This is a genomic window from Pseudomonas sp. GW821-FHT05H12 (assembly GCF_059419385.1).
This window is the reverse complement of record NZ_JBWKRS010000014.1, coordinates 21458-44182: the sequence shown is the minus strand read 5'-3', so window position 1 is coordinate 44182 and position 22725 is coordinate 21458. Positions and strand designations below refer to the sequence as shown.

The window sequence follows — 22725 nt, the reverse complement described above, 5'->3', positions numbered from 1 at the left end:
CGCCGTATTAAAGGAGCAGGTAGGCCGCTATTTCCTGGGGAGACTCTCGTACTAATCACACAAAACCATTGCAAACTCAGCATCAACGCACTTGCTGCAAATGCCCGTATAGCTTGGCGTACAGGCCACCGTCGGCAATCAGCTGCTGATGGTCGCCATCCTCGGCAATATGCCCACCATCAAACACCAACACCCGGTCAGCCTGTTTCACCGCTGAAAGCCGGTGGGCGATGATCAGTGTAGTACGCCCACTGAGAAACCGCGCCAGCGCCTGGTGCAGGTTGTACTCGGTGGCAGCGTCCAGGGCAGAGGTGGCTTCGTCGAGGATCACTACCTTGGGCTCGGCCAGGACCATGCGCGCAATGGCCAGGCGTTGGCGCTGGCCGCCGGAAAAACGTACACCCGAGCGCCCCACCTCACTGTCCAGGCCCAGGGGCAATGCCTTGACGGTAGCATCCAGCTGGGCGATTTCCAGTGCCTGCCAGCACGCCTGGTCCGAGCGTTCGCGGCCCATGGTCAAGTTGGCGCGCACCGTATCGTTGAACAGCGCCGGGTGTTGCAGCACCACGGCGACGTTCTCGCGAATGGTCTCCAGGCCGATTGCCTGCTGGGTCGCCCCGCCAAAACGAATGCTGCCCGCCTGCGGCGTGTAGAGCCCCAGCAGCAGTTGCACCAGGGTACTTTTGCCACCGCCGCTGGCACCGACAATCGCCACCTTCTCGCCCGGCGCAATGGCCAGGTTCAGCTGGTCGAGCACCAGGTCTTCGCCGTAGCCAAAATTGAGGCCACGCACCTCGATACCGACGGTTTCGCGCCCGATGAACGGGTCTTCACCGCCGGCATATTGCGGCTCGTCGGCACGCGCCAGCAGCTCGTTGATCCGCGTCAGCGCCCCACCTGCCGCGTAGTAGGCATATTGCAGGTTCAACAGTTGCTCCACCGGGCCGATCATGAACCACAGGTAGCTGAACACCGCGAGCATCTGGCCGATGGACAGGTCGGAAAACAACACGGTGAGCATCGCTGCCGCGCGGAAGATGTCGATGCCGAACTGAAACAGCAGCCCGCTGGCGCGACTCGATGCGTCGCTCTTCCATTGGGAGTTGATCGCGTAGTCACGCACCTCCTGGGCACGCTGGCCGAGGCGGCCGAGGAAGAAGCCCTGGCGGTTGCCGGCGCGCACTTCCTGGATCGCGTCGAGGGTTTCCGTCAGGGCCTGGGTGAAGCGCGATGTGCTGTCGTTCTCCAGTTTCTTCAGGTGTTTGACGCGTTTGCCCAACTGCACGGTGGCGTAGATCACCAGCGGGTTGAACAGCAGGATCAGCAACGCCAGTTGCCAATGCATCCACACCAGGATCGCCGAAGTGCCCACCAGCGTGAGCATCGCCACCAGGAAGCGGCTGAGGGTTTCGCCGACAAACTTGTCCAGCGTGTCCAGGTCGGTGACCAGGTGCGTAGTCACCGTGCCACTGCCCAAGCTTTCGTATTCCCCCAGGGAAATGCGCTTGAGTCGTTCGATCAAACGCACGCGGATACGGTAGACGATGTCCTTGGCCAACCGCGCGAACAACCGCGCCTGCACCACGTTGAACACCAGCGCGCCGCAGCGCAGCAGCAGGGTCACCAGCAGCATCAGGCCGATATAGCCCGCCGCTTTTTGCCAGCCCAGGGGCAGCGCGTGGTTCATGACTTTCAGGGCGGCATCACCGTGGCCGAGTAGCACTTCGTCTACCAGCAACGGCAATAGCAGGGGGATGGGCACGCTGCACAGGGTCGCCAGCACGGCGACGCCATTGGCGATCCACAGGGATTTCTTGTGACGCAGGGCCAGGCGGCGAATTTCCGCCCAGGTCAGGCGATCAGTGCGTTTGGGCTGCTCAGTGAGGTCAGGCTGGTCATGCACAGGCTGCTCGCTCCAGCCATCGGCCCAGCAGCGGCGACAGCTCGGACAACGGTTGGTAGCCGTTGGTCAGCAAGGCCAACTGGCCATTGCGTTCGGCCAGCAGCGTCGGGAAACCGGCAATGCCCAGGTCCTGCACCCAGGTGAAGTCGGCGGCCGTGGCGGCATGCTGCTCGGCGCGGTCGAAGGCGCCGGCAAATTCGATACGCGGAATGCCCGCCTCTTCGGCCAACTCCACCAGCACGCTGGCGAGGGTCACGTCACGGCCCTCGACATAAAACGCCCGCTGGATCAGCCCCAGCAGCTTCCATGCACAATCCGGCGCGAGGCTGCGTGCGGTGACGATCGCGCGGCAGGCAGGCTCGGTGTCGTACACAAAACCGTCAGGCAGCGCGCCTTCGCGTTTGAACGGCTGGCCGGTGGCCTCGGTGACCGCCTGCCAGTGTTCGAGGATGTAGCGCCGAGTGGTCGGCTCCAGCGCCGCACCACTGCCGGTGCGCAAGCCGCCCACCACCAGGTGCAGCTCAACGCCGGCCGCCTGGGCCTGCTCCACCAACGCCTCGGCCACCGGGGCAAAACCCCAGCACCAGGAACACATCGGGTCCATCACATAGAGCAGGCGCGCGGGCATGGGTCAGGCCTCGGAAGATGATTGCTTATAGTTGAAGCCAATCGGGTGCGGCATATTGCGGGCCTTGGCCAGCTCAATCTGCTTTTGCCGGTCAATCGCGCTGCGACGGGTCTTCTCCGGCAGCTTATCCCAGCAATGCGGGCAACTGATGCCCGCCACATAGTGCTCGGACGCACGGTCTTCGACGCTCACCGGTGTGCGGCAGGCATGACATTGATCGTAGTCGCCTTCGCTCAAGTCGTGGCGCACGGTCACACGGTTGTCGAACACAAAGCAGTCGCCCTGCCATTTGGTTTCTTCCTGCGGCACCTCTTCCAGGTACTTCAGGATGCCACCCTTGAGGTGGTAGACCTCATCGAAGCCTTCGCTGAGCATGTAGCTCGATGCCTTTTCGCAACGGATGCCACCGGTGCAGAACATGGCGACCTTCTTGTGCTTGGCCGGGTCGAAGTTGGCTTTGATATAGTCGGGAAATTCGCGAAAACTGGTGGTTTTCGGGTCGATTGCACCTTCAAAGGTGCCGATGGACACTTCGTAGTCGTTACGGGTGTCGATCAGCAGCACTTCCGGGTCGCTGATCAGCGCGTTCCAGTCCTGCGGGTCGACGTAGGTGCCGACCTTTTTGTTCGGGTCCACGCCTTCGACGCCCAGGGTCACGATCTCTTTCTTGAGCTTGACCTTGGTGCGGTAGAACGGCTGCTCGTCGCAGTAGGATTCCTTGTGGTCGATGTCGACCATGCGCGGGTCGGTCTTGAGCCACGCGATCAGGCCATCAATGCCTTCGCGGCTGCCGGAAACGGTACCATTGATGCCTTCTTCGGCGATCAGCAAGGTGCCTTTGATGCCGTTATCGACCATCGCCTGCAACAGTGGCTCGCGCAGGGCAACGTAATCTTCGAGGGTGACGAACTTATACAGTGCCGCCACGACAATCGGTTGAGTCATGGGTGTTCTCTCCAGGTGGCTACCCTCGTAAGGGGTGAACCGGATGCAAAAAAAACGCGCCGGCTAAGCGGCGCGTTGCGGATTCTAACAAAACATCGCTCTCTGTAGGAGCTGGCTTGCCAGCGTTTGCGGTGAACCTGACACACCGAGGTGTGAGGATCGCCCGCAAGCGGGCGCCTACAGATCAGTGCTTGCTACCGCCGGCGCAGGTCGGCGAGGCCGGGGCTGCGTCGATTTTCGCCCATTCTTCAGGCGTGTAGGTATGCAGCGCCAGCGCATGAAACTCGCTCATCAGGTCACCCAGGGTGGCGTAGACCTTCTGGTGGCGCTTGACGCGGTTGAGCCCCTCGAACTGCGAGCTGACCAGCACGGCCTTGAAGTGGGTCTGCAACCCACGGCTGTGCATGTGGCTTTCGTCCAGCACGCTCAAGTGGTCGGTGCCCAGGGCGGCAAGCGCCGTTTCGATACGCTGTTGCATGGTCATTCCTGCTTACTTCTTCTTGGCCGGAGCGGCGGCTTTAGGCGTCAGCTCGTTGGTCATGTCTTCCAGCAGTTTGTTCACCACCGGCACGGCGCTTTCCAGCTTGGCCTGGGTCATCTGGGCCGACTGTTGAGTCAGCTGCGGCATTTTTTCCAGGACTTTCTTGCCCAGTGGCGACTGGTAGAAGGCAACCAGGTCCTTGAGCTCGGATTCGCTGAAGTTGCTGGTGTAGAGCTTGACCATGTCCGGCTTCAGCTTCGGCCAGCCAATGGCCTGGTCCAGCGCGGCGTTGGCCTTGGCCTGGTAGCTGTCCAGCACGGACTGCTTGGCGGCAGGCGCCTTGGTTTGTTCGAAACGCTGGGCGAACATTTGCTGCACTTGCATGTACACCGGGGTACCCAGCTTGTCGGCATGGGCCAGGGTAAGGAAGGCTTCGGCACTGGCGTTGTGGCTGGCAGTATCGGCAAAAACCTGGCCGCTGGCGCAAACCAGAGCAACCGCGGTACAGATGGCACGAAGACGAGTCATCGAGTTTCCTTTTCTAGCAGGCGAGGTAAGACCCCAAGGGCGCCCATTCTGCGCCTAAAAAACCTTATGGCTCAACCCCGAGCCTTGTCGGGCCTGGATTGCCCGATGAAAAGTCTTTTAGGGAACCCACCCGGTCGATCACGGCCTAAACTGCGCAAACAGACCTGAAGGAGTGTGCCCGATGAGCCGTATCGAAACCGACAGCCTGGGAGAAGTCCATGTCCCGGATGACGCTTACTGGGGCGCCCAGACCCAACGTTCGCTGGTGAATTTCGCCATCGGCGAACAGCGCATGCCCCTGGCGGTATTGCACGCCCTGGCCCTGATCAAGAAAGCCGCCGCACGGGTCAACGACCGCAACGGCGACCTGCCCGCCGACATCGCCCGCCTGATCGAACAGGCCGCCGATGAAGTGCTCGCAGGCCAGCATGACGACCAGTTCCCCCTGGTGGTGTGGCAGACCGGCAGCGGCACCCAGAGCAACATGAACGCCAACGAAGTAATCGCCGGCCGCGCCAACGAGCTGTCGGGCAAGACCCGTGGCGGCAAGAGCCCGGTGCACCCTAACGATCATGTGAACCGCTCGCAAAGCTCCAACGACTGCTTCCCGACGGCCATGAGCATTGCCGCCGTGCAGGCCGTGCATCAGCGCTTGCTGCCGGCCATCGCCACGCTTTCCGGTGGCCTGGCCGAGCTGGCCGCGCGCCATATGACCCTGGTGAAAACCGGCCGCACCCACATGATGGACGCCACGCCCATCACCTTCGGCCAGGAACTCTCAGCCTTTATTGCCCAACTTGATTACGCCGAACGCGCGATCCGCAGCGCCCTGCCCGCCGTGTGCGAACTGGCCCAGGGTGGCACCGCCGTGGGCACCGGGCTCAATGCGCCCCACGGGTTTGGCGAGGCCATTGCCTCCGAATTGGCTGCGTTGTCAGGCTTTCCGTTCGTCACGGCGCCGAACAAGTTCGCCGCCCTCTCCGGCCACGAACCCCTGGTGACCCTGCACGGCGCGCTGAAAACCCTGGCGGTGGCCCTGATGAAAATCGCCAATGACCTGCGCCTGCTGGGCTCCGGGCCACGCGCGGGGCTGGCCGAAGTGAAATTGCCGGCCAACGAACCGGGCAGCTCGATCATGCCGGGCAAGGTCAACCCTACCCAATGCGAAGCACTGTCGATGCTGGCCTGCCAAGTGCTGGGTAACGACGTGACCATCGGCATGGCCGCCAGCCAGGGGCATTTGCAGCTGAACGTGTACAAGCCGGTGATCATCCACAACCTGCTGGAATCGATCCGCCTGCTGGCGGACGGTTGCAATAACTTCCAGGAGCATTGCGTGGCCGGGCTTGAGCCCGACGCTGGGCAGATGGCCGAACACCTGGAGCGCGGGCTGATGCTTGTGACTGCGCTCAACCCGCATATCGGCTATGACAAGTCGGCAGAGATTGCCAAGAAAGCCTATGCCGAGGGCCTGACGCTGCGCGAAGCCGCCCTGGAGCTGGGCTACCTCACGGACGAAGAGTTCGACCAGTGGGTACGCCCGGAAAACATGCTGGGCAATTAAGACGCCATGCGCACACGCCGGGCCTTGAGCCCGGCAATCAGCGACGGTGCCAGCGCCACGGTCGCTGACCCCAGCATCACCACCAACGCCCCGGCATAGCCCAGGGCGTTGATCTCTTCGGCCTGCACAAAGTCCGGCCACAGCCAGGCGGCCAGCGCCACGGCGACAAAGGTCACCAACGGCGTAAGGGCCAGGGTGGCGCTCACCCGCGAGGCTTCCCAGTGGGCCAGCGCTTCGGCGAATGCGCCATAGGCCACCAGGGTATTCATGCAACACGCCAGCAACAGCCAGCCTTGCAGCGGGCTGAGGTCCAGGGCTTCCAGAGGGTGGGCCCAGGGCGTGAGCAACACGGCGCACGACAGGTAGATCACCATCATCACCTGCAGCGAATTCCACACCGTCAGCAATTGCTTCTGGCCCAGGGCGTAGAACACCCAGATGGTGGTGGCGAGCAGGATGGTCAACACACCGGCAGTGTAGGTGCCCAGCGACGTCAGCATTTCCTCCAAGCGCTGGTTGAAGAACAGGCCGAAGCCCACGACCAGCACTACCAGACCCGCCACTTGCCCCAGGCTGAAACGCTCCTTGAACACAAAGACACTGGCGATCATCAGGAAGATCGGCCCCATCTGCACCACCAGCTGCGCCGTGCCAGGGCTGAGCATTTTCAGGCCTACCAGGTACAGCACGTAGTTGCCCACCAGGCCGCACACCGCCATGCCCACCAGCCAACCGCCTCTGGGCCCGAGCACCTTGCGGCTGGGCAGGCGTTTGGTGAGCGCCAGGTAGATGAACAGGCAACTGCCAGCGACGATCAGGCGAAACCAGGTCACGGTGATCGGGTCCATCACCTGCAGGACCTGTTTGAGTTTCACCGGGAGGATGCCCCAGAGCAGTGCGGTCAGCAGGGTCAAGCAAAAGCCGTAGACCCAGCGGCCGGAAGAGATGTGCATGAATGCCCCAGATGCCAGAGGAAGTGGAAGGGGCATTCTAGGGGGACTAAGGGGGGCGCTGGCGAGCGTTTTTTTCAGCATTACGCAAATCAAATGTGGGAGCTGGCTTGCCTGCGATAGCGGTTTGAAGCCAACGTATTCTGGTCTGACACTCCGCTATCGCAGGCAAGCCAGCTCCCACAATTTGATCCGGTTTCGTCAGGAACGGATCAACGCACCGCTTCGAACAATCCGGTCGCGCCCATGCCGCCGCCCACGCACATGGTGACGATGCCGTAGCGCAGGTTACGTCGCTGCAGCTCACGCACCAGGTGCCCCACCTGCCGCGAACCGGTCATGCCGAACGGGTGGCCGATGGAGATCGAGCCGCCGTTGACGTTGTACTTGGCGTTGTCGATCTCCAGGCGGTTACGCGCATACAGGCACTGGGACGCAAACGCTTCGTTGAGTTCCCACAGGTCGATGTCCGCCACCTGCAAGCCCTTGGCCTTGAGCAGCTTGGGCACCGAAAACACCGGACCGATACCCATCTCGTCCGGCTCACAGCCGGCCACGGTAAAGCCGCGGAAAAACGCCTTGGGCTTGAGCCCCAGGGCCAGGGCTTTCTCCAGGCTCATCACCAGCGTCATGGACGCACCGTCGGAGAGCTGCGACGAGTTGCCCGCCGTCACCGAGCCATCTTCGGCAAACACCGGCTTCAGGCTTTGCAGATTGGCCAGGGTGGTGTCGGGGCGGTTGCAGTCATCGCGATCCACCACGCCGTCGAGCACTTGCACGGCGCCGGTGTTCTTGTCCTCGACCTTGTACTTGACGGCCATGGGCACGATTTCATCGTTGAACAAGCCATCGGCCTGGGCCTGGGCCGTGCGCTGCTGGCTTTGCAGGGCGTACAGGTCCTGCTCTTCGCGGCTGACGTTGTAGCGGCGCGCGACAATCTCGGCGGTCTGGCCCATGGGGAAGTAGATACCCGGCACCTGCTCTTTAAGCAGCGGGTTGATCAGGTTATCGGTGTTGACGCTTTTCATGGTCAGGCTGATGGATTCCACACCGCCGGCAACGATGATATCGCTGCACCCCGAGGCAATCTGGTTGGCCGCAATGGCAATCGCTTGCAGCCCCGAAGAGCAGAAACGATTGAGGGTCATCCCGGCCGTACCGGTGCCCAATTGCGAGAGCACCGCCACGTTGCGCCCGATGTTGTAGCCCTGGGCGCCTTCGTTGGAGCCGGCACCCACGATGCAGTCCTCCACCGTCGCCGGGTCAATGCCGTTGCGGGTGAGCAACGCGTTGACGCAATGGGCCGCCATGTCATCCGGGCGTGTCTGGTTGAACTTGCCGCGAAAGGACTTGGCCAGGCCGGTTCGCACGCTGTCGACGATCACTACTTCACGCATGGGCTACCTCGATCTTGTGGTTGTCAGGAGATGGATCGAGGATAGATCCCGCTCCCGGCAACCGCGACGATCATTCACCCCGGATATGCAAACCCATGATGACGGGCCACGGGTTATTTCTTTTTCTTCTTGTCGTGCTTGTCGGATTTGGCGAACGCCTCTTCCAGCGCCAGGTTGATGGTGCGCAAGACCTTGACCCGCGCCCAGCGCTTATCGTTGGCCTCCACCAGGGTCCAGGGCGCCACTTCGGTGCTGGTGCGGTCGACCATGTCGCCGACGGCCGCGCGGTAGTCGTCCCATTTGTCGCGGTTGCGCCAGTCGTCTTCGGTGATCTTGAAGCGCTTGAACGGAATCTCCTCGCGAGCCTGGAAACGTTCCAGTTGGGTGTCCTTGTCGATGGCCAGCCAGAACTTGACCACGATCACCCCGGCATCGCGTAGTTGCTCCTCGAAGTCGTTGATCTCGCCATAGGCGCGCATCCAGTCGGCCGGGGTGCAGAAGCCTTCGATGCGCTCCACCAGCACGCGGCCGTACCAGGAGCGGTCGAACACAGTAAACATGCCCCGCGCCGGAATTTTCTGCCAGAACCGCCACAAGTAAGGCTGGGCACGCTCGTCTTCACTCGGCGCAGCAATCGGCACGATGTGGTACTGGCGCGGGTCCAGCGCCGCCGCCACTCGGCGAATCGCCCCGCCCTTGCCCGCCGCGTCGTTGCCTTCGAACACGGTGACCAAAGCGTGCTTGCGCATGCGCTTGTCGCGCATCAGGCCAGAGAAGCGCGCCTGCTCGGTGATCAGCTGTTCTTCGTAGTCGTCCTTCTCCAGGCGCAGGGTCATGTCCAGGCTGTCGAGCAGGCTCTTTTTGTCCACCGACGCAATCAGCGGCGCCGGGTTCATGCCGCTGGCCTTGCCCTTGGGCAGCTTGAGGGCATTCTGCAGGCCCTCCAGCAGCAGCTTGCCCACGGTGAGCCCGCGGTAATGGGCGTCCACCCCTTCGATGACATGCCAGGGCGCGTAGTCGCGGCTGGTGCGGCGCAGGATGCGCTCACCGAAGTGCACGAACTTGTCGTAGGTTTCTGATTGCTGCCAATCCAGCGGGCTGATGCGCCAGCTGTGCAGCGGGTCGTCGGCCAGGGCCTTGAGCCGTGCCTTCATCTGTTTCTTGGACAGGTGGAACCAGAACTTGAAGATCAGCGCGCCTTCATCGCAGAGCATTTTTTCCAGGCGTTCGGCGCCGGCAATGGCCTGGTCCAGGCGTGCGTCCTTGATCTGCCCGTGCACCCGGCCTTGCAGCATCTGGCTGTACCAATTGCCGAAAAAGATGCCCATGCGCCCTTTCGCCGGCAGCTGTCGCCAATAGCGCCACGCCGGTGGGCGGGCCAATTCTTCGTCGGTCTGCTGGTCGAAGGTGCGCACCTCGATCAGGCGCGGGTCCATCCATTCATTGAGCAGCTTGACGGTCTCGCCCTTGCCGGCGCCTTCGATGCCGTTGATCAGGATGATCACCGGGAAGCGCTTCTGCTGTTGCAGCTCGTACTGCACTTCCAGCAGGGCTTCGCGCAGCGCCGGCACTTCGGCGTCGTAGGTGTCTTTGTCGATGGCGTGACCGATTTCGGCGGATTCGAACATGGGCAGCTCCGTGTGAAGATGGATCAAGACTAGCGGATTGGGCAACAACACGCGGGAGGAAATTCCACCCTCGCTTGCCGTGGGTCAATTCAAAGCCCATTGATCAGCTAGAATGGCCGCCTTGATTTTGCCGAGCCGCCCATGAACCCCATCAACCACGCCCAGCTCGACTGGGACGAACAAGGCCGCCCGCACTCGCGGGTGTTTGACGACGTGTACTTCTCCGACCAGTCGGGCCTTGAAGAAACCCGCTATGTGTTCCTTGAACAGAACCGCTTGCAGGAGCGCTTTGCCGCCTTGCCGGTGGGCGGGAGGCTGGTGATTGGTGAAACGGGGTTCGGCACCGGGTTGAATTTCCTGTGTGCCTGGCAGTTGTTTGAGCAACACGCGGTGGCCGGCGCGCGCCTGCATTTTGTCAGCGTTGAAAAATACCCGCTGAGCCATTCCGACCTGCAACGCGCCCTCGCCCTCTGGCCCGAGCTGCAACCCTTCGCCGAGCAATTGCTGGCGCAGTACATTGCCATTCACCAAGGCTTCCAACGCCTGGTGCTGGATAACGGCCGCGTGACCCTGACCCTGTTGATCGGCGACGTGCTGGAGCAATTGCCGCAACTGGACGCGCACATCGACGCTTGGTTTCTCGATGGTTTCGCCCCAGCCAAAAACCCCGAGATGTGGACCGCCGAGCTGTTTGCCGAACTGGCGCGCCTCGCAGCCCCCGGCTCGACCATCAGCACCTTCACCAGCACCGGCTGGGTTCGCCGCTTGATCAACGCTGCCGGTTTCAAAATGAAGCGCACGCCGGGCATCGGCCACAAGTGGGAGATCCTGCGCGGCGAATTCCTCGGCTGGCCGGCCGATACTCCAGCGCCTGCGCAGGCCAAGCCGTGGTTCGCACGACCGCCTGCGCCCCAAGGCGAACGCCATGCGATGGTCATCGGCGGGGGCCTGGCCGGTTGCGCCAGTGCCGCCAGCCTGGCAGCACGTGGTTGGCGGGTAAGCATTTTGGAGCGCCACCCGGCATTGGCCCAGGAAGCGTCGGGCAACCCGCAGGGCGTGCTGTACCTCAAGCTGTCAGCCCACGGCACGGCGCTGTCGCAGCTGATCGTCGCGGGCTTCGGCTATACCCGTCGCCTGCTGGAACACCTGCACCGCGGTGTGGACTGGGATGGCTGCGGCGTGCTGCAACTGGCGTTCGATGCCAAGGAAGGCCAGCGCCAGGCCCAACTTGCCGAGGCATTCGCACCCGACCTGTTGCACCTGCTCGACCGCGAGCAGGCCCAGGCCAAAGCCGGTATCGTCCTGGCGCACGGCGGCCTGTTCTTCCCCGAAGGCGGTTGGGTGCACCCGCCCGCGCTGTGTGAATGGCAAGCCGGTCAGCCCGGTATCAGCGTGCTGCCGCACCATGAGGTACTCGACCTGCGCAAAGTCGATGACCACTGGCAAGCCTGGGACGGTGATCGCCTGTTGGCCAGCGCCGCCGTGGTGGTACTGGCCGGCGCCGCCGAGGTCCAGCGATTTGCCGACCTGCCCCTCAAGCGCATTCGTGGGCAGATCACCCGCCTGCCGCAAACCGCTGACAGCGCAGCGCTCACCACGGTGGTGTGTGCCGAGGGTTATGTGGCACCGCCGCGCCTGGGCGAGCACACGCTGGGCGCCAGCTTCGACTTCAAGAGCGATGACCTCACGCCCACGGCCGCCGAGCACGCCGGCAACCTGGCGTTGCTCCAGGACATCTCGGCAGACTTGGCCGAGCGCCTGCAGGCCGAAACGCTGGACCCGACGATCCTGCAGGGCCGTGCCGCCTTTCGCTGCACCAGCCCGGACTACTTGCCCATCGTCGGCCCGCTGGCGGATCGCGAGGCGTTTGACCAGGCCTACGGCGTGCTGCGCAAGGACGCCCGGCAAGTACCGGACACGCCCTGCCCCTGGCTCGACGGGCTGTATGTCAACAGCGGTCACGGCTCACGCGGCCTGATCACCGCGCCGTTGTGCGGCGAGTTGCTGGCAGCCTGGATCAATGACGAACCGCTGCCCGTGGCCGCCAGTGTCGCCGAGGCCTGTCATCCGAACCGCTTTGCCGTGCGTGCGTTGATCCGTGGGAAGACGGGCTGATTGTCTTCAGGCCAGCGGACAGATACCCAGCTCATCAAAGCGCAAGGCATCCTCGCTCAGGCGCCGGATTTCCGCCGCTTGCGCCTGTTCCTGCTCGCCCAGGATCAGGTTCATCTGGTCACGATAATCGACGTCACTCAACGTCAGGCTTTGGTCGAACACGGTGTTCACGCGCTGGCTATAGGGCTCATTCAAACGCTCGAATCGGCTGTTGAAGGTACGCTTGAGGTAGTCATTCCAGAATGGCAATTCCACCAGGTAATTCAACAGGCTGGGTGACAGCTCCGCCGCCTTGACCTGTGCCTCGGCAGCGTCCAGCGCGCTAGGCGTCACACCGCCCAGGCGTGCAAAGCGCATGTGCAAGGGTTGGCCGGGCAGGTGGAAGCGATCAACCAGCCCGGTACGGTACGCGAGGCTGACTTCCAGTGGGTCCACCGCGGGGTTACTGTCGCTGTGACGCCGTGCGATGTTTTCCAACTGGTCCAGTCGAAACAAGCCCCGGGCAAGCTTCAATAGCGGTTTGGCGGTCAGCACCCGCCCTTCGATCAAGCGCGTGGCGTCGCTGATCTCCGTGAGGACCTCCAGGGCGCTGAAACTGCTGGCCGCCGCGTCATCACAACGCAGCGGTGTCGCGGCACGCTGGAACACCTCCTCGCGTAAATCCTCGTCGTTGGCGGCCGCCATCAAGACACGCCACACGCGCCGATCGAGGTCTTCACGCACAAAGCGCGCATCGGCGGTGCCGCCCAATTCCGCGAGCAACTTGAACAAACCGTCGGAACCCGGCTCGTCCACAAGCCCTCGCCACACTCGGTCCTTTTCAGCGTGATCGCTCACGCCCCTCTCACACAGCCATAGCTCGCGGGCTTTCTGCTCACTCAGGCGTGCAAGGTCGTCCTCTAGAAACCCCATGCCCGTGCCAATAGAACGTCGATAATTCTTGAGCGCCCGCTGGCTGGCGAATGACAACGGGTTGAGGCGCAAATTGAACACGCTGGTAAACCGTCGGGGCATGTTGAACAGCCAGTCAGGCAATACCTTGATTTCGTTCTGGCGCAAATCCACCTGTTCAAGCCACGGTAACCGAGCGCATTCCTCAGGAAAGTCACTGAGCTTGCAGTTGCGCAACAGCAGCTCGCGCAGATCAAGCATTTTGCCCACGTGCGGTACATCCAGCAGCGGGTTGTCACTCAGGTTCAGCGAGCGCAGGTTGCGCAATTCAGCCAGCTTGCGAAGGCTGTGTTCGGTCAATTGCAGCTGGTTGTTTGCCATGTGCAGGCGCGTGAGCTGCGGCATATGACCGAGTACCTCGGGCAGTCGGGTGATGTGATTCTGCGTCAGGTCGAGGGTGTGCAAGCCATTGAAGTGCTTGAGAAAATAAGCAACGCCATCGTCCAGGCGCATGTTTCGCAGGGATAAGCGCTGAACATGATCGAATTGAATGTTCGACGGCAACGTGGGCAAGCCTCCCAACAGCATGCCGTCGAGTTCCAGGCTCGGCACGCGCAGGCCGCGCTCGTCACGCGCCACGATCATGTGCCGCCAGCATTGCTCGATCAATTTCGTGGCCTGCCGCCGGCTGAGATGGTGGTCCCACGGCGCAATGGCCTCGGCGTTACCCGCTGGCTTCTGATGACTCCAGGTTTTCAGCGCACGGCGTAGTGACGAAAAATCATGTTCAAGGGCTTCCACCTTCGTCGCCCTGGACAAGTGATCGTGGCCCGCGCCTTCGATAAGCCGGGAGATCTCCAGGTCGCTCAACAGCGGGTACAGCTTTTTCAGCTTGTGCACCAGCGCCGGCGGATGCGTTGCAGGTGGGCCTACCTGCGCCTGGACACACGATGACGGCGCCGCTTCAGGCATGCCCCGCTCGGGCCACAGGTAGCCCTTCACGCGGTACCTTTCATCCTGGGACTTGAACCTCAACTGGCCGCGTAAACGGCTGCCAGTCTGGGTGCCCACCAGCCGCAAGGTGGCGCGCTGGGAACGCGACAGGCAGTCCACGATTGCCTGGTACAACCCATCCGGGCCGCTGGCCAACGCGTCCAAGTCGTGCCCCTGATCGTCAAAAGCCTGGAACCCTTCGGCAGACTGGACAATGGTGCGTCGCACGGACGCGTCGGCAGGCCCCACCTGGTCAAGCAAGCGCCCGTCCAAGCGCCCCTCACGCACCTGGAACGCCAAGTCCTGCGGCCAGCCCTGCAAACGCTCAAGGGTACCCAGCGCAATACGGCGCGTCCCCTCGTTGGCCAGCGATGGCCAATACAACCCCATCAGCGCCTGGTCCTCGTGTAACTGGTCCAGGGCAAGCTGGGTCTTGCGGGCCAGGTGCAACGGCACGCGCCCACTCTCGCGCAGGATCTTGCGATCCACCGTGCGGGCGTTGGTGGCCAGCTCCCAGGCCACTCGACGTGGCAACTGGGGAAACCGCGCGACCAAGGGCACCAGTTCACCGCGGGCAATGCCTTCGTAATCCTCATACAGGCGACGGTGCACCGCCGCATGCCGGGTGTCGACCGTCTCCAGCAGCCGTTTGCGAAGCAGCGCAGGTGCCTGCTCCAGCTCAACCGTTTCCCCCAGCAAGTGAGTACGCTCTTCAGCGCTGAGGGCTTGCAACAACACCTCCATCACCTGGCCATCCCTGACCTGTTGCTCGGTGATATGAATGCTCATGTCCTCATAGTCCAGAGGGGCAAGGTGCGACAGGCTTTCGAGCAAGTTGTTCTGCTCGTCGAGCACTTCAAAAAAACGCCCCTGAGGCCATCCTGGCATCAAAGGCAAAGCAAGCATTTGCGCGCGAGCGGTCGAAGCGTCGGGGTGCACGTTATGCTCTAGACCGTAGCGCAACTCGCCGATTTTATGGTGCAGGCGCAAGCGCGCCACGGCGTTTTGAACCCGCTCGGGCAACGCTTCATGCTCCGTGGCAAGATGTTGCACATCGGCCAGTTCCAGCTCGGTGATGGTCGCGAGGTTGTTCAATTGATCTGTCGGCATCGCGATCAGCGCCGGGTCGATTCGCCCCAGGTTGTACAGGGGCGAATGCCAATTTCGCGGGCGCTCGAATACGTGCTGCCAGCCACCCTGCCCGTTATGCTCCAACGGCGGGCGCCAGGCGGTGGGCCGTCGCGGGTGCAGCGCACGCCACTTGCCCATGGTTGGGTCGAAGCTGATCGCATAAAGCGCCCCGTCGATATTGACGTAAGCATTCCCGTTGACCTGATAAATGCCCCTTGCGTCGGCCCGCCAGCCCCGCTGGAAAATCTCCGAAGGCTGGCTGTAGGGCGCCAGCCGTGAGCGCCACAGCCTCTGGCGCTGATCCTGCAGAGCGATGGGCTCGACTTTTTCAAAAAACTGCGAAGAGCCCGTGAGCTGGCGCTTGAGGGTGCCGACCACTTTTCCGCCGGCAGCAAACAGCAGCATGCCTGCGATATTTTCCACCACGTTGAACAGGTGTCCGAGCGCTTCGTCCTTGTCACTGTGGGCCCAATCCTCAACCCCTTCAAACACCTCGCCTAGCAGTTGACCGATCGCCACGCCCATCATCAACTGGCCGAGTACCGGGACCACGAACCCGGCGACGTTGAGCAGGTTCAGCCCGATGTCCAGATACGCTTGCAAGCGTCGCTGCCAGGCGTCTTCGTCCACTTGTGCCTTGGGCACAGCCAGCACCTGCGCGTCGAGCTGGAGCTTGCCGAGACAGGCCTGAAACTGAAACTCCGATACGCGTACCTGCACCGGAATCACCCGCAAAGGGCCAACCTGATGCTTCTCCTCGTAGCGCTGGAAAAACGCCAGGCGCTCAGACTCGTCCAGATAAGCACCCAATGCCTTTCGATAAGACTGCGCCCGTAACATCAGGCTCAGATAGGACGTGAAGTCCTCCAGACGCGCGTATTCGTACCACGGTCGCAGCGGCTCGTTGGGCATGTAGACCACAAACCCCTTGACGGGTAACTGGCCGTAAGGCTCTGCGCTGAACAGCATGACACTCCAGAGGCAGGCACCATCAATATTCAGGCCTTGCCAGACCCACGACTCACCCTCCGGCATCGCATGCAGCGACTCATCTGCCGGCTGGTCAGCCTTGATCACGTTGAGCAACCAGGCGTAAGTCGGCTCGCTGAGATACCCCTTGGCATAGGCGATGTGCAGGTCAATCTGCAGATCAAGGCATTTAGACTCGCCAAGGTCCAAGGCAACCGGGTTGAAACCCGGGGTGATGGCGCCCGGATCGCGCAGGTTAAAAACGCTGCGTATATGGGCCTGGTACGCACAGCCAAGATCCAGCTCACGGCAATACCCGACAAACTCGTTCACCGTCATACCGACGATCGCCTGCCCGGTAGCCGCACTGCGCAACAGCGCCGAAGCCGACAGGCCGCCAGGTTGAGCCTGGTCCTCGGAAAAATTGCGCATGGCCGCCTGCACCAGGCTCAGTGTTTCAAGGGTAACAGTGGTTTGCAGGGCGCCACCCAGGTCTGCGCCAACGCCCGACAAGCTGCGTTTGGGCAGCTCCAGCTTGTCACGTTCTACATCCACGCCAGTCACACCCTTGCTCACCAAAAAGGCTTGCAGCTGCTTGATGCAAAAACTATCGAGCGGCTGCAGGCGTTCAAACACGTTCTGCGCCCGCTGGTACGTCTCCCGCCCGTCCCGATGGGTGCGTTTGATCGCCTGCAACGTCGTGGGTCTGGCCCCCAGCAGCCATTGTGGGAGGGTGGCTTGCAGCACTCGTGCCTTGCCCAGGTCACCGGTCATCTCCAACAGGGCGGCTTCCATTTCAGCCGGGCTCACGGTGTTTTCGGCATCCCGTGATTCGCGTTTATGCGCCATCAGCAACGTCTTCCTTTGCGTTGAATAATGGTGGATCAAGATAAGCGCGAAGTGCCGGAAAACAGATTCGAATAACCCCGCATTGAGCCAGCCGATCAACCCGGATTTTCCATGCTAACTGGCGTTATTTACCGCCATGTCGCCGCAGCCCCCGCCAGACAAAGACCGACCAACAGGAGGTTACGGCTATTTGCCTTATAACTTATCGGTCTAAAACTCCACGGATAGCACTGGGTCAGTTTCTGGGTACGCGCCCTTCGGGGCGTATTGAGTGTTGACCCCTCCCCAACGGAAAAACCGGTAAGGAATTTATGTGCGGATTAGCTGGAGAATTACGTTTCGATGCCCAACCGGCCGACCTGGCTGCGATTGAGCGCATCACCCATCATTTGGCCCCCCGTGGCCCCGACGCCTGGGGCTTCCACGCCCAAGGGCCGATTGCCCTGGGCCACCGACGCCTGAAAATCATGGACCTGTCGGACGGCTCGGCCCAACCGATGGTCGACGCCCACCTGGGCCTGTCCCTGGCCTTCAACGGCGCCATCTACAACTTCCCGGAATTGAGAGAAGAGCTGGAAGCCCTGGGCTACGCCTTCTATTCCGGTGGCGACACCGAGGTGCTGCTCAAGGGGTATCACGCCTGGGGCGAAGCCCTGCTGCCCAAGCTCAACGGCATGTTTGCCTTTGCCATCTGGGAGCGTGACACCCAGCGCCTGTTCATCGCCCGTGACCGTCTCGGCGTGAAGCCGCTGTACCTGTCGCGCACCGGCCAGCGCCTGCGTTTTGCCTCGGCGTTGCCGGCATTGCTCAAGGGCGGCGACATCAACCCGATCCTCGACCCCGTGGCGCTGAACCATTACCTGAACTTCCACGCCGTGGTGCCGGCCCCGCGCACCCTGCTGGCGGGCATTGAAAAACTGCCACCGGCCAGCTGGATGCGCATCGACGCCAGCGGCAAGACCGAGCAGAAAACCTGGTGGACCCTGCCTTACGGCCCGCGTGAGGACGAAAAACACCTGACGCTGGAAGACTGGACCGACCGCGTGCTGGACAGTACCCGCGAAGCTGTGGCCATCCGCCAACGTGCGGCGGTGGATGTCGGCGTGCTGCTGTCCGGTGGTGTGGACTCGAGCATGCTCGTCGGCCTGTTGCGCGAAGTCGGCGTGGAAGACCTGTCGACCTTCTCCATCGGCTTTGAAGACGCCGGTGGCGAACGCGGCGACGAGTTCCAGTATTCAGACCTGATCGCCAAGCACTACGGCACGCGCCATCATCAGTTGCGGATTGCCGAAAGCGAGATCATCGAGCAACTGCCAGCTGCCTTCCGCGCCATGAGCGAGCCGATGGTCAGTCATGACTGTATCGCGTTCTACCTGCTGTCGCGGGAAGTGGCCAAGCACTGCAAGGTGGTGCAGAGCGGCCAGGGCGCCGATGAGCTGTTCGCCGGTTACCACTGGTACCCGCAGGTGGACGGTGCCAGCGACCCCTACGCCGCTTATCGCGATGCATTCTTTGATCGCAGCTACGACGACTACGCCGCCACCGTCGCGCCTAAATGGCTGACCGCCAATGACGCCGCTGGCGACTTCGTACTTGAACATTTTGCGATGCCCGGCGCGGACGCTGCGGTCGACAAGGCGTTGCGCCTGGACAGCACGGTGATGCTGGTGGACGACCCGGTCAAACGCGTCGACAACATGACCATGGCCTGGGGCCTGGAAGCGCGAACGCCCTTCCTGGACTACCGCCTGGTGGAGCTGTCGGCCCGCGTACCCGGTAAATTCAAACTGCCTGACGGCGGCAAGCAGGTCTTGAAAGAAGCGGCGCGCCGGGTCATTCCCAGTGAAGTCATCGACCGCAAAAAGGGTTACTTCCCGGTGCCGGGCCTCAAGCATTTGCAGGGCGACACCCTGAACTGGGTACGCGAACTGCTGCTGGACCCGAGCCAGGATCGTGGCCTGTTCAACCCTGCGATGCTCGACCGTCTGCTCACCGACCCGCAAGGCCAACTGACTCCGCTGCGCGGCTCCAAGCTGTGGCAACTGGCGGCGCTGAACCTGTGGCTCAGTGAACAAGGAATCTGATCGATGAAACCCCATGCAGCGGCTTACAGCCAACGCCTGCTCAAGGGCCAGGCGCCGTCTTATGAGCGCCTGCAAGCCCGGCTCGCCGAAGATGGCAGCCCTTCAAGTGACCAACCGATTGCCGTGCATTGCGGCTGGGGCCGGTTGCTGATCGGGCACACCTTCCCCGACCCCGCGAGCCTGGCCCAGGAGCTGCTCAACGAGCAGCCCGGGGAGCGGGATATCGCGTTGTACGTGGCCGCGCCCCAGCAGATCCTGGGGATCGACCCTCAGCAACTGTTTCTCGACCCCTCCGATACCTTGCGCCTGTGGTTCACCGACTACCGCCCGGCCACCCGGGTGTTCCGCGGCTTCCGTATTCGCCGGGTGCAGACCGAGGCGGATTGGGCAGCGGTCAACCAGCTGTACCAGGGGCGCGGCATGTTGCCGGTGGACGCCGAGCGCCTCACGCCGCGCCATCAAGGTGGCCCGGTGTACTGGCTGGCCGAAGACGAAGACAGCGGCACGGTGATCGGCAGCGTGATGGGCCTCAATCACCAGAAAGCCTTCCATGACCCGGAGAACGGTTGCAGCCTGTGGTGCCTGGCGGTCGACCCGCAATGCACGCGCCCAGGCGTCGGTGAAGTGCTGGTGCGTCACTTGGTAGAGCACTTCATGAGCCGGGGCCTGAGCTACCTGGACCTGTCGGTGTTGCACGATAACCGCCAGGCCAAGAGCCTTTACGCCAAGCTCGGTTTTCGTGCGCTGACCACCTTTGCGATCAAGCGCAAGAACGGCATCAACCAGCCGTTGTTTCTCGGCCCCGGCCCCCAGGCGGGGTTCAACCCCTATGCGCGGATCATCGTCGAGGAAGCCCATCGACGTGGCATCGATGTGCAAGTGGATGACGCCGACGCTGGCCTGTTCACCCTGAGTCACGGCGGGCGCCGTGTGCGCTGCCGTGAGTCGTTGAGCGACCTGACCAGCGCCATCAGCATGACCCTGTGCCAGGACAAAAGCCTGACCCACAAGGTGCTCAAGGCCGCCGGTTTGAAACTGCCGTCGCAGCAGTTGGCGGGCAGTGCCGATGACAACCTGGAATTTCTCGATGAGCACCAGCGCATCGTGGTCAAGCCGCTGGACGGCGAACAGGGCCAAGGCGTTGCGGTGGACCTGCAAAGTATCGAAGAGGTGCAGAAGGCCATCGAGGCAGCGCGGCAGTTCGACAGCCGGGTGCTGCTGGAAAGCTTCCACGAAGGCCTGGACCTGCGCATCCTGGTGATCGGTTTTGAAGTGGTCGCCGCCGCCATCCGCCGCCCAGCCGAGGTGACCGGTGACGGCCACCACTCCATCGGCGCGTTGATCGAGGCCCAGAGCCGGCGCCGCCAGGCGGCCACCGATGGCGAGAGCAAGATCCCCCTCGACGCCGAAACCCAGCGCACGCTCCACGCGGCGGGTTACGACTACAACAGCATCCTGCCCCGTGGCCAGACCCTGGCCGTGCGCCGCACCGCCAACCTGCACACCGGCGGCTGCCTGGAGGACGTCACCGCGATCCTGCACCCCACGCTGGTGGACGCCGCCGTGCGCGCCGCCCGTGCGCTGGATATCCCCATGGTGGGCCTGGACCTGATGGTGCCGGCCGCCGATCAACCCGAGTACGTGTTTATTGAAGCCAACGAGCGGGCCGGACTGGCCAACCATGAGCCGCAGCCTACGGCTGAGCGGTTTGTGGACCTGCTGTTTCCCCACAGTTAGCTGACTGCTTGAGAGGTGGGGTGCCTGCACTGGCCCCATCGCAGGCAAGCCAGCTCCCACATTGGAATGCGATCACCTGTGGGAGCCGGGCTTGCCCGCGATGAGGCCTTTACAGGCACTGCATCCTGACAAGCCAACAGGAGTCTTTATGAGCCGAACCATCCCAGAACCCGACCTCACCTACCTGCAGAAAGTCCTGCTGGAAATGCTCGCCATCCCCAGCCCCACCGGGTTCACCGATACCATCGTGCGCTACGTCGCCGAACGCCTGGAAGAACTGGGCATCCCTTTTGAAATGACCCGGCGCGGCACCATTCGCGCCACCCTCAAGGGCCAGAAAAACAGCCCCGACCGCGCCGTGTCGGCACACTTGGACACCATCGGCGCCGCCGTGCGCGCCATCAAGGACAACGGGCGCCTGAGCCTGGCGCCGGTGGGCTGCTGGTCAAGCCGCTTTGCCGAGGGCAGCCGCGTCAGCCTGTTTACCGATAACGGCGTGATCCGTGGCAGCGTGCTGCCGTTGATGGCCTCCGGGCATGCATTCAACACCGCCGTGGATGAAATGCCGGTGAGCTGGGACCACGTGGAATTGCGCCTCGACGCCTACTGCGCCACCCGCGCCGACTGTGATTCCCTAGGCATCAGCGTCGGCGACTATGTGGCGTTCGACCCCCTGCCCGAATTCACCGAGAGCGGGCATATCAGCGCCCGTCACCTGGATGACAAAGCCGGTGTGGCCGCCCTGCTCGCGGCGCTCAAGGCGATCGTCGACAGCGGCGAACCCTTGCTGATCGACTGCCACCCGCTGTTCACCATCACCGAGGAAACCGGCAGCGGTGCAGCGGCCGCCTTGCCGTGGGACGTGAGTGAGTTCGTCGGCATCGACATCGCCCCGGTCGCCCCCGGCCAGCACTCCAGTGAACATGCGGTCAGCGTGGCGATGCAGGATTCTGGTGGGCCTTACGACTATCACCTGTCCCGCCACCTGCTGCGCCTGGCCTCGGATAACGAACTGCCGGTACGCCGTGACCTGTTCCGTTATTACTTCAGCGATGCGCACTCGGCGGTCACGGCCGGCCACGATATCCGCACCGCCTTGCTGGCGTTCGGTTGCGATGCCACCCATGGTTACGAGCGCACGCACATCGACAGCCTGGCGGCATTGAGCCGCTTGCTGGGTGCCTACATCCTCAGCCCGCCCGTGTTCGCCAGCGATGCGCAGCCCGCCCAGGGCTCCCTGGACCGGTTCAGCCATCAGCTGGAACATGAGACACAAATGGAGAGCGATACACGGGTGCCTTCGGTGGACAGCCTGGTCGGGCAGAAGTCCTGACGCGGGCAACGGCTGGTCACAAGAGCCCCGGCGCAGTAGGATCGCCGGGACTCTATCCACGAGGCTTGTATGCTGATTCCCCACGATGCACTTGAAGTCGACACCCTGACGCGCCTCATCGAAGACTTCGTCACCCGCGACGGCACTGACAATGGCGACGAAACGCCTCTGGAAACTCGCGTATTACGCGTGCGCCAGGCGTTGACCAAAGGCCAGGCACTGATCGTATTCGACCCTGAAAGCGAGCAGTGCCAATTGATGCTCAAGCACGATGTGCCCAAGCATCTGTTCGACTGACAACGGTTTCAGGGGTTGGGCACCGCCGCTGGATGGCTGGCGGCGCGTTGGCGCTCAAGGATTTTCTGATACACCTCGGCACGGTGCACGTGCACCCCGGTCGGTGCTTCCACACCAAACTTCACCTGGGGCCCGTTCAACTCGAGAATGTGAAGCGTGATGTCATCGCCGATGGAGATGACTTCGCCTACGGCACGGCTTAAAACCAGCATGGCGGTTGTCCTTTTTCAATGACAGGACCTTGACCATGCGCGCTCAGGTAGGGGTCATCAATGCCTTGCGACAAAAACAGCCCCCGCCTA

16 protein-coding genes are annotated in these 22725 nt (G+C 62.5%); 6 read left to right on the top strand and 10 right to left on the bottom strand.

What is annotated here, in order from left to right:
* Window positions 1–82: 82 nt before the first annotated feature.
* The 5 genes from AC07SU_RS14400 to AC07SU_RS14380 form a co-directional block, all read right to left on the bottom strand.
* A complete protein-coding gene (locus AC07SU_RS14400; RefSeq protein ID WP_494997386.1) occupies window positions 83–1903 on the bottom strand; it encodes an ABC transporter ATP-binding protein in 1821 nt (606 codons plus the stop codon).
* Window positions 1896–2498, bottom strand: a complete 603-nt coding sequence (locus tag AC07SU_RS14395; RefSeq protein WP_176998115.1) for a DsbA family protein — start codon at window positions 2496–2498, stop codon at window positions 1896–1898. The genes AC07SU_RS14400 and AC07SU_RS14395 overlap by 8 nt, the downstream gene beginning before the upstream one ends.
* 36 nt (window positions 2499–2534) lie before the next feature.
* Entirely contained in the window at window positions 2535–3476 is a 942-nt protein-coding gene (gene trhO / locus AC07SU_RS14390; RefSeq protein ID WP_176998100.1) for an oxygen-dependent tRNA uridine(34) hydroxylase TrhO, read from the bottom strand.
* A 184-nt stretch (window positions 3477–3660) separates the two neighbouring features.
* Entirely contained in the window at window positions 3661–3960 is a 300-nt protein-coding gene (locus AC07SU_RS14385) for a BolA family protein (protein WP_494997385.1), read from the bottom strand.
* A 6-nt stretch (window positions 3961–3966) separates the two neighbouring features.
* Window positions 3967–4485, bottom strand: coding sequence for a DUF2059 domain-containing protein (locus AC07SU_RS14380; RefSeq protein ID WP_010567461.1), 519 nt, complete (start codon window positions 4483–4485; stop codon window positions 3967–3969).
* 181 nt (window positions 4486–4666) lie between these two features.
* Here AC07SU_RS14380 and AC07SU_RS14375 point away from each other — a divergent pair, with 181 nt between their 5' ends.
* A complete protein-coding gene (locus tag AC07SU_RS14375; protein WP_176998099.1) occupies window positions 4667–6049 on the top strand; it encodes a class II fumarate hydratase in 1383 nt (460 codons plus the stop codon).
* On the opposite strand, the gene AC07SU_RS14370 is transcribed toward AC07SU_RS14375, so the two are convergent.
* From AC07SU_RS14370 to pap, 3 genes are all read right to left on the bottom strand, one after another.
* The gene (locus AC07SU_RS14370; RefSeq protein WP_176998098.1) at window positions 6046–7002 is read right to left on the bottom strand and encodes a DMT family transporter; all 957 of its coding nucleotides are present in this window, start codon (window positions 7000–7002) and stop codon (window positions 6046–6048) included. The genes AC07SU_RS14375 and AC07SU_RS14370 overlap by 4 nt on opposite strands.
* A 209-nt stretch (window positions 7003–7211) precedes the next feature.
* Window positions 7212–8396, bottom strand: coding sequence for a thiolase family protein (locus tag AC07SU_RS14365; protein ID WP_494997384.1), 1185 nt, complete (start codon window positions 8394–8396; stop codon window positions 7212–7214).
* Window positions 8397–8509: 113 nt separating this feature from the next.
* Window positions 8510–10024, bottom strand: a complete 1515-nt coding sequence (gene pap, locus AC07SU_RS14360) for a polyphosphate:AMP phosphotransferase (protein WP_176998096.1) — start codon at window positions 10022–10024, stop codon at window positions 8510–8512.
* A 141-nt stretch (window positions 10025–10165) separates the two neighbouring features.
* On the opposite strand from pap, the gene mnmC reads away from it, so the two are divergent.
* A complete protein-coding gene (gene mnmC / locus AC07SU_RS14355) occupies window positions 10166–12139 on the top strand; it encodes a bifunctional tRNA (5-methylaminomethyl-2-thiouridine)(34)-methyltransferase MnmC2/FAD-dependent 5-carboxymethylaminomethyl-2-thiouridine(34) oxidoreductase MnmC1 (protein ID WP_494997383.1) in 1974 nt (657 codons plus the stop codon).
* Between the two features lie 6 nt (window positions 12140–12145).
* Here the strand turns inward: mnmC and AC07SU_RS14350 are convergent, their stop codons facing one another.
* Window positions 12146–16972 (bottom strand): NEL-type E3 ubiquitin ligase domain-containing protein, encoded by a 4827-nt coding sequence (locus AC07SU_RS14350; RefSeq protein ID WP_494997382.1) that lies wholly within the window; start codon window positions 16970–16972, stop codon window positions 12146–12148.
* Window positions 16973–17283: 311 nt separating this feature from the next.
* Here AC07SU_RS14350 and AC07SU_RS14345 point away from each other — a divergent pair, with 311 nt between their 5' ends.
* From AC07SU_RS14345 to AC07SU_RS14330, 4 genes are all read left to right on the top strand, one after another.
* Window positions 17284–19056 (top strand): N-acetylglutaminylglutamine amidotransferase, encoded by a 1773-nt coding sequence (locus AC07SU_RS14345; protein WP_494997381.1) that lies wholly within the window; start codon window positions 17284–17286, stop codon window positions 19054–19056.
* Between the two features lie 3 nt (window positions 19057–19059).
* Complete coding sequence (gene ngg / locus AC07SU_RS14340; protein ID WP_494997380.1) at window positions 19060–20793, top strand: N-acetylglutaminylglutamine synthetase; 1734 nt, start codon at window positions 19060–19062, stop codon at window positions 20791–20793.
* 148 nt (window positions 20794–20941) lie between these two features.
* Entirely contained in the window at window positions 20942–22126 is a 1185-nt protein-coding gene (locus AC07SU_RS14335; RefSeq protein ID WP_494997379.1) for an osmoprotectant NAGGN system M42 family peptidase, read from the top strand.
* A 69-nt stretch (window positions 22127–22195) separates the two neighbouring features.
* Window positions 22196–22423: a YheU family protein gene (locus AC07SU_RS14330; protein WP_176998090.1), complete on the top strand. Its 228-nt coding sequence runs from the start codon at window positions 22196–22198 to the stop codon at window positions 22421–22423.
* Between the two features lie 8 nt (window positions 22424–22431).
* Here AC07SU_RS14330 and csrA read toward each other — a convergent pair whose 3' ends face one another.
* The gene (csrA, locus tag AC07SU_RS14325) at window positions 22432–22635 is read right to left on the bottom strand and encodes a carbon storage regulator CsrA (RefSeq protein WP_494997378.1); all 204 of its coding nucleotides are present in this window, start codon (window positions 22633–22635) and stop codon (window positions 22432–22434) included.
* Between the last annotated feature and the right edge of the window lie 90 nt (window positions 22636–22725).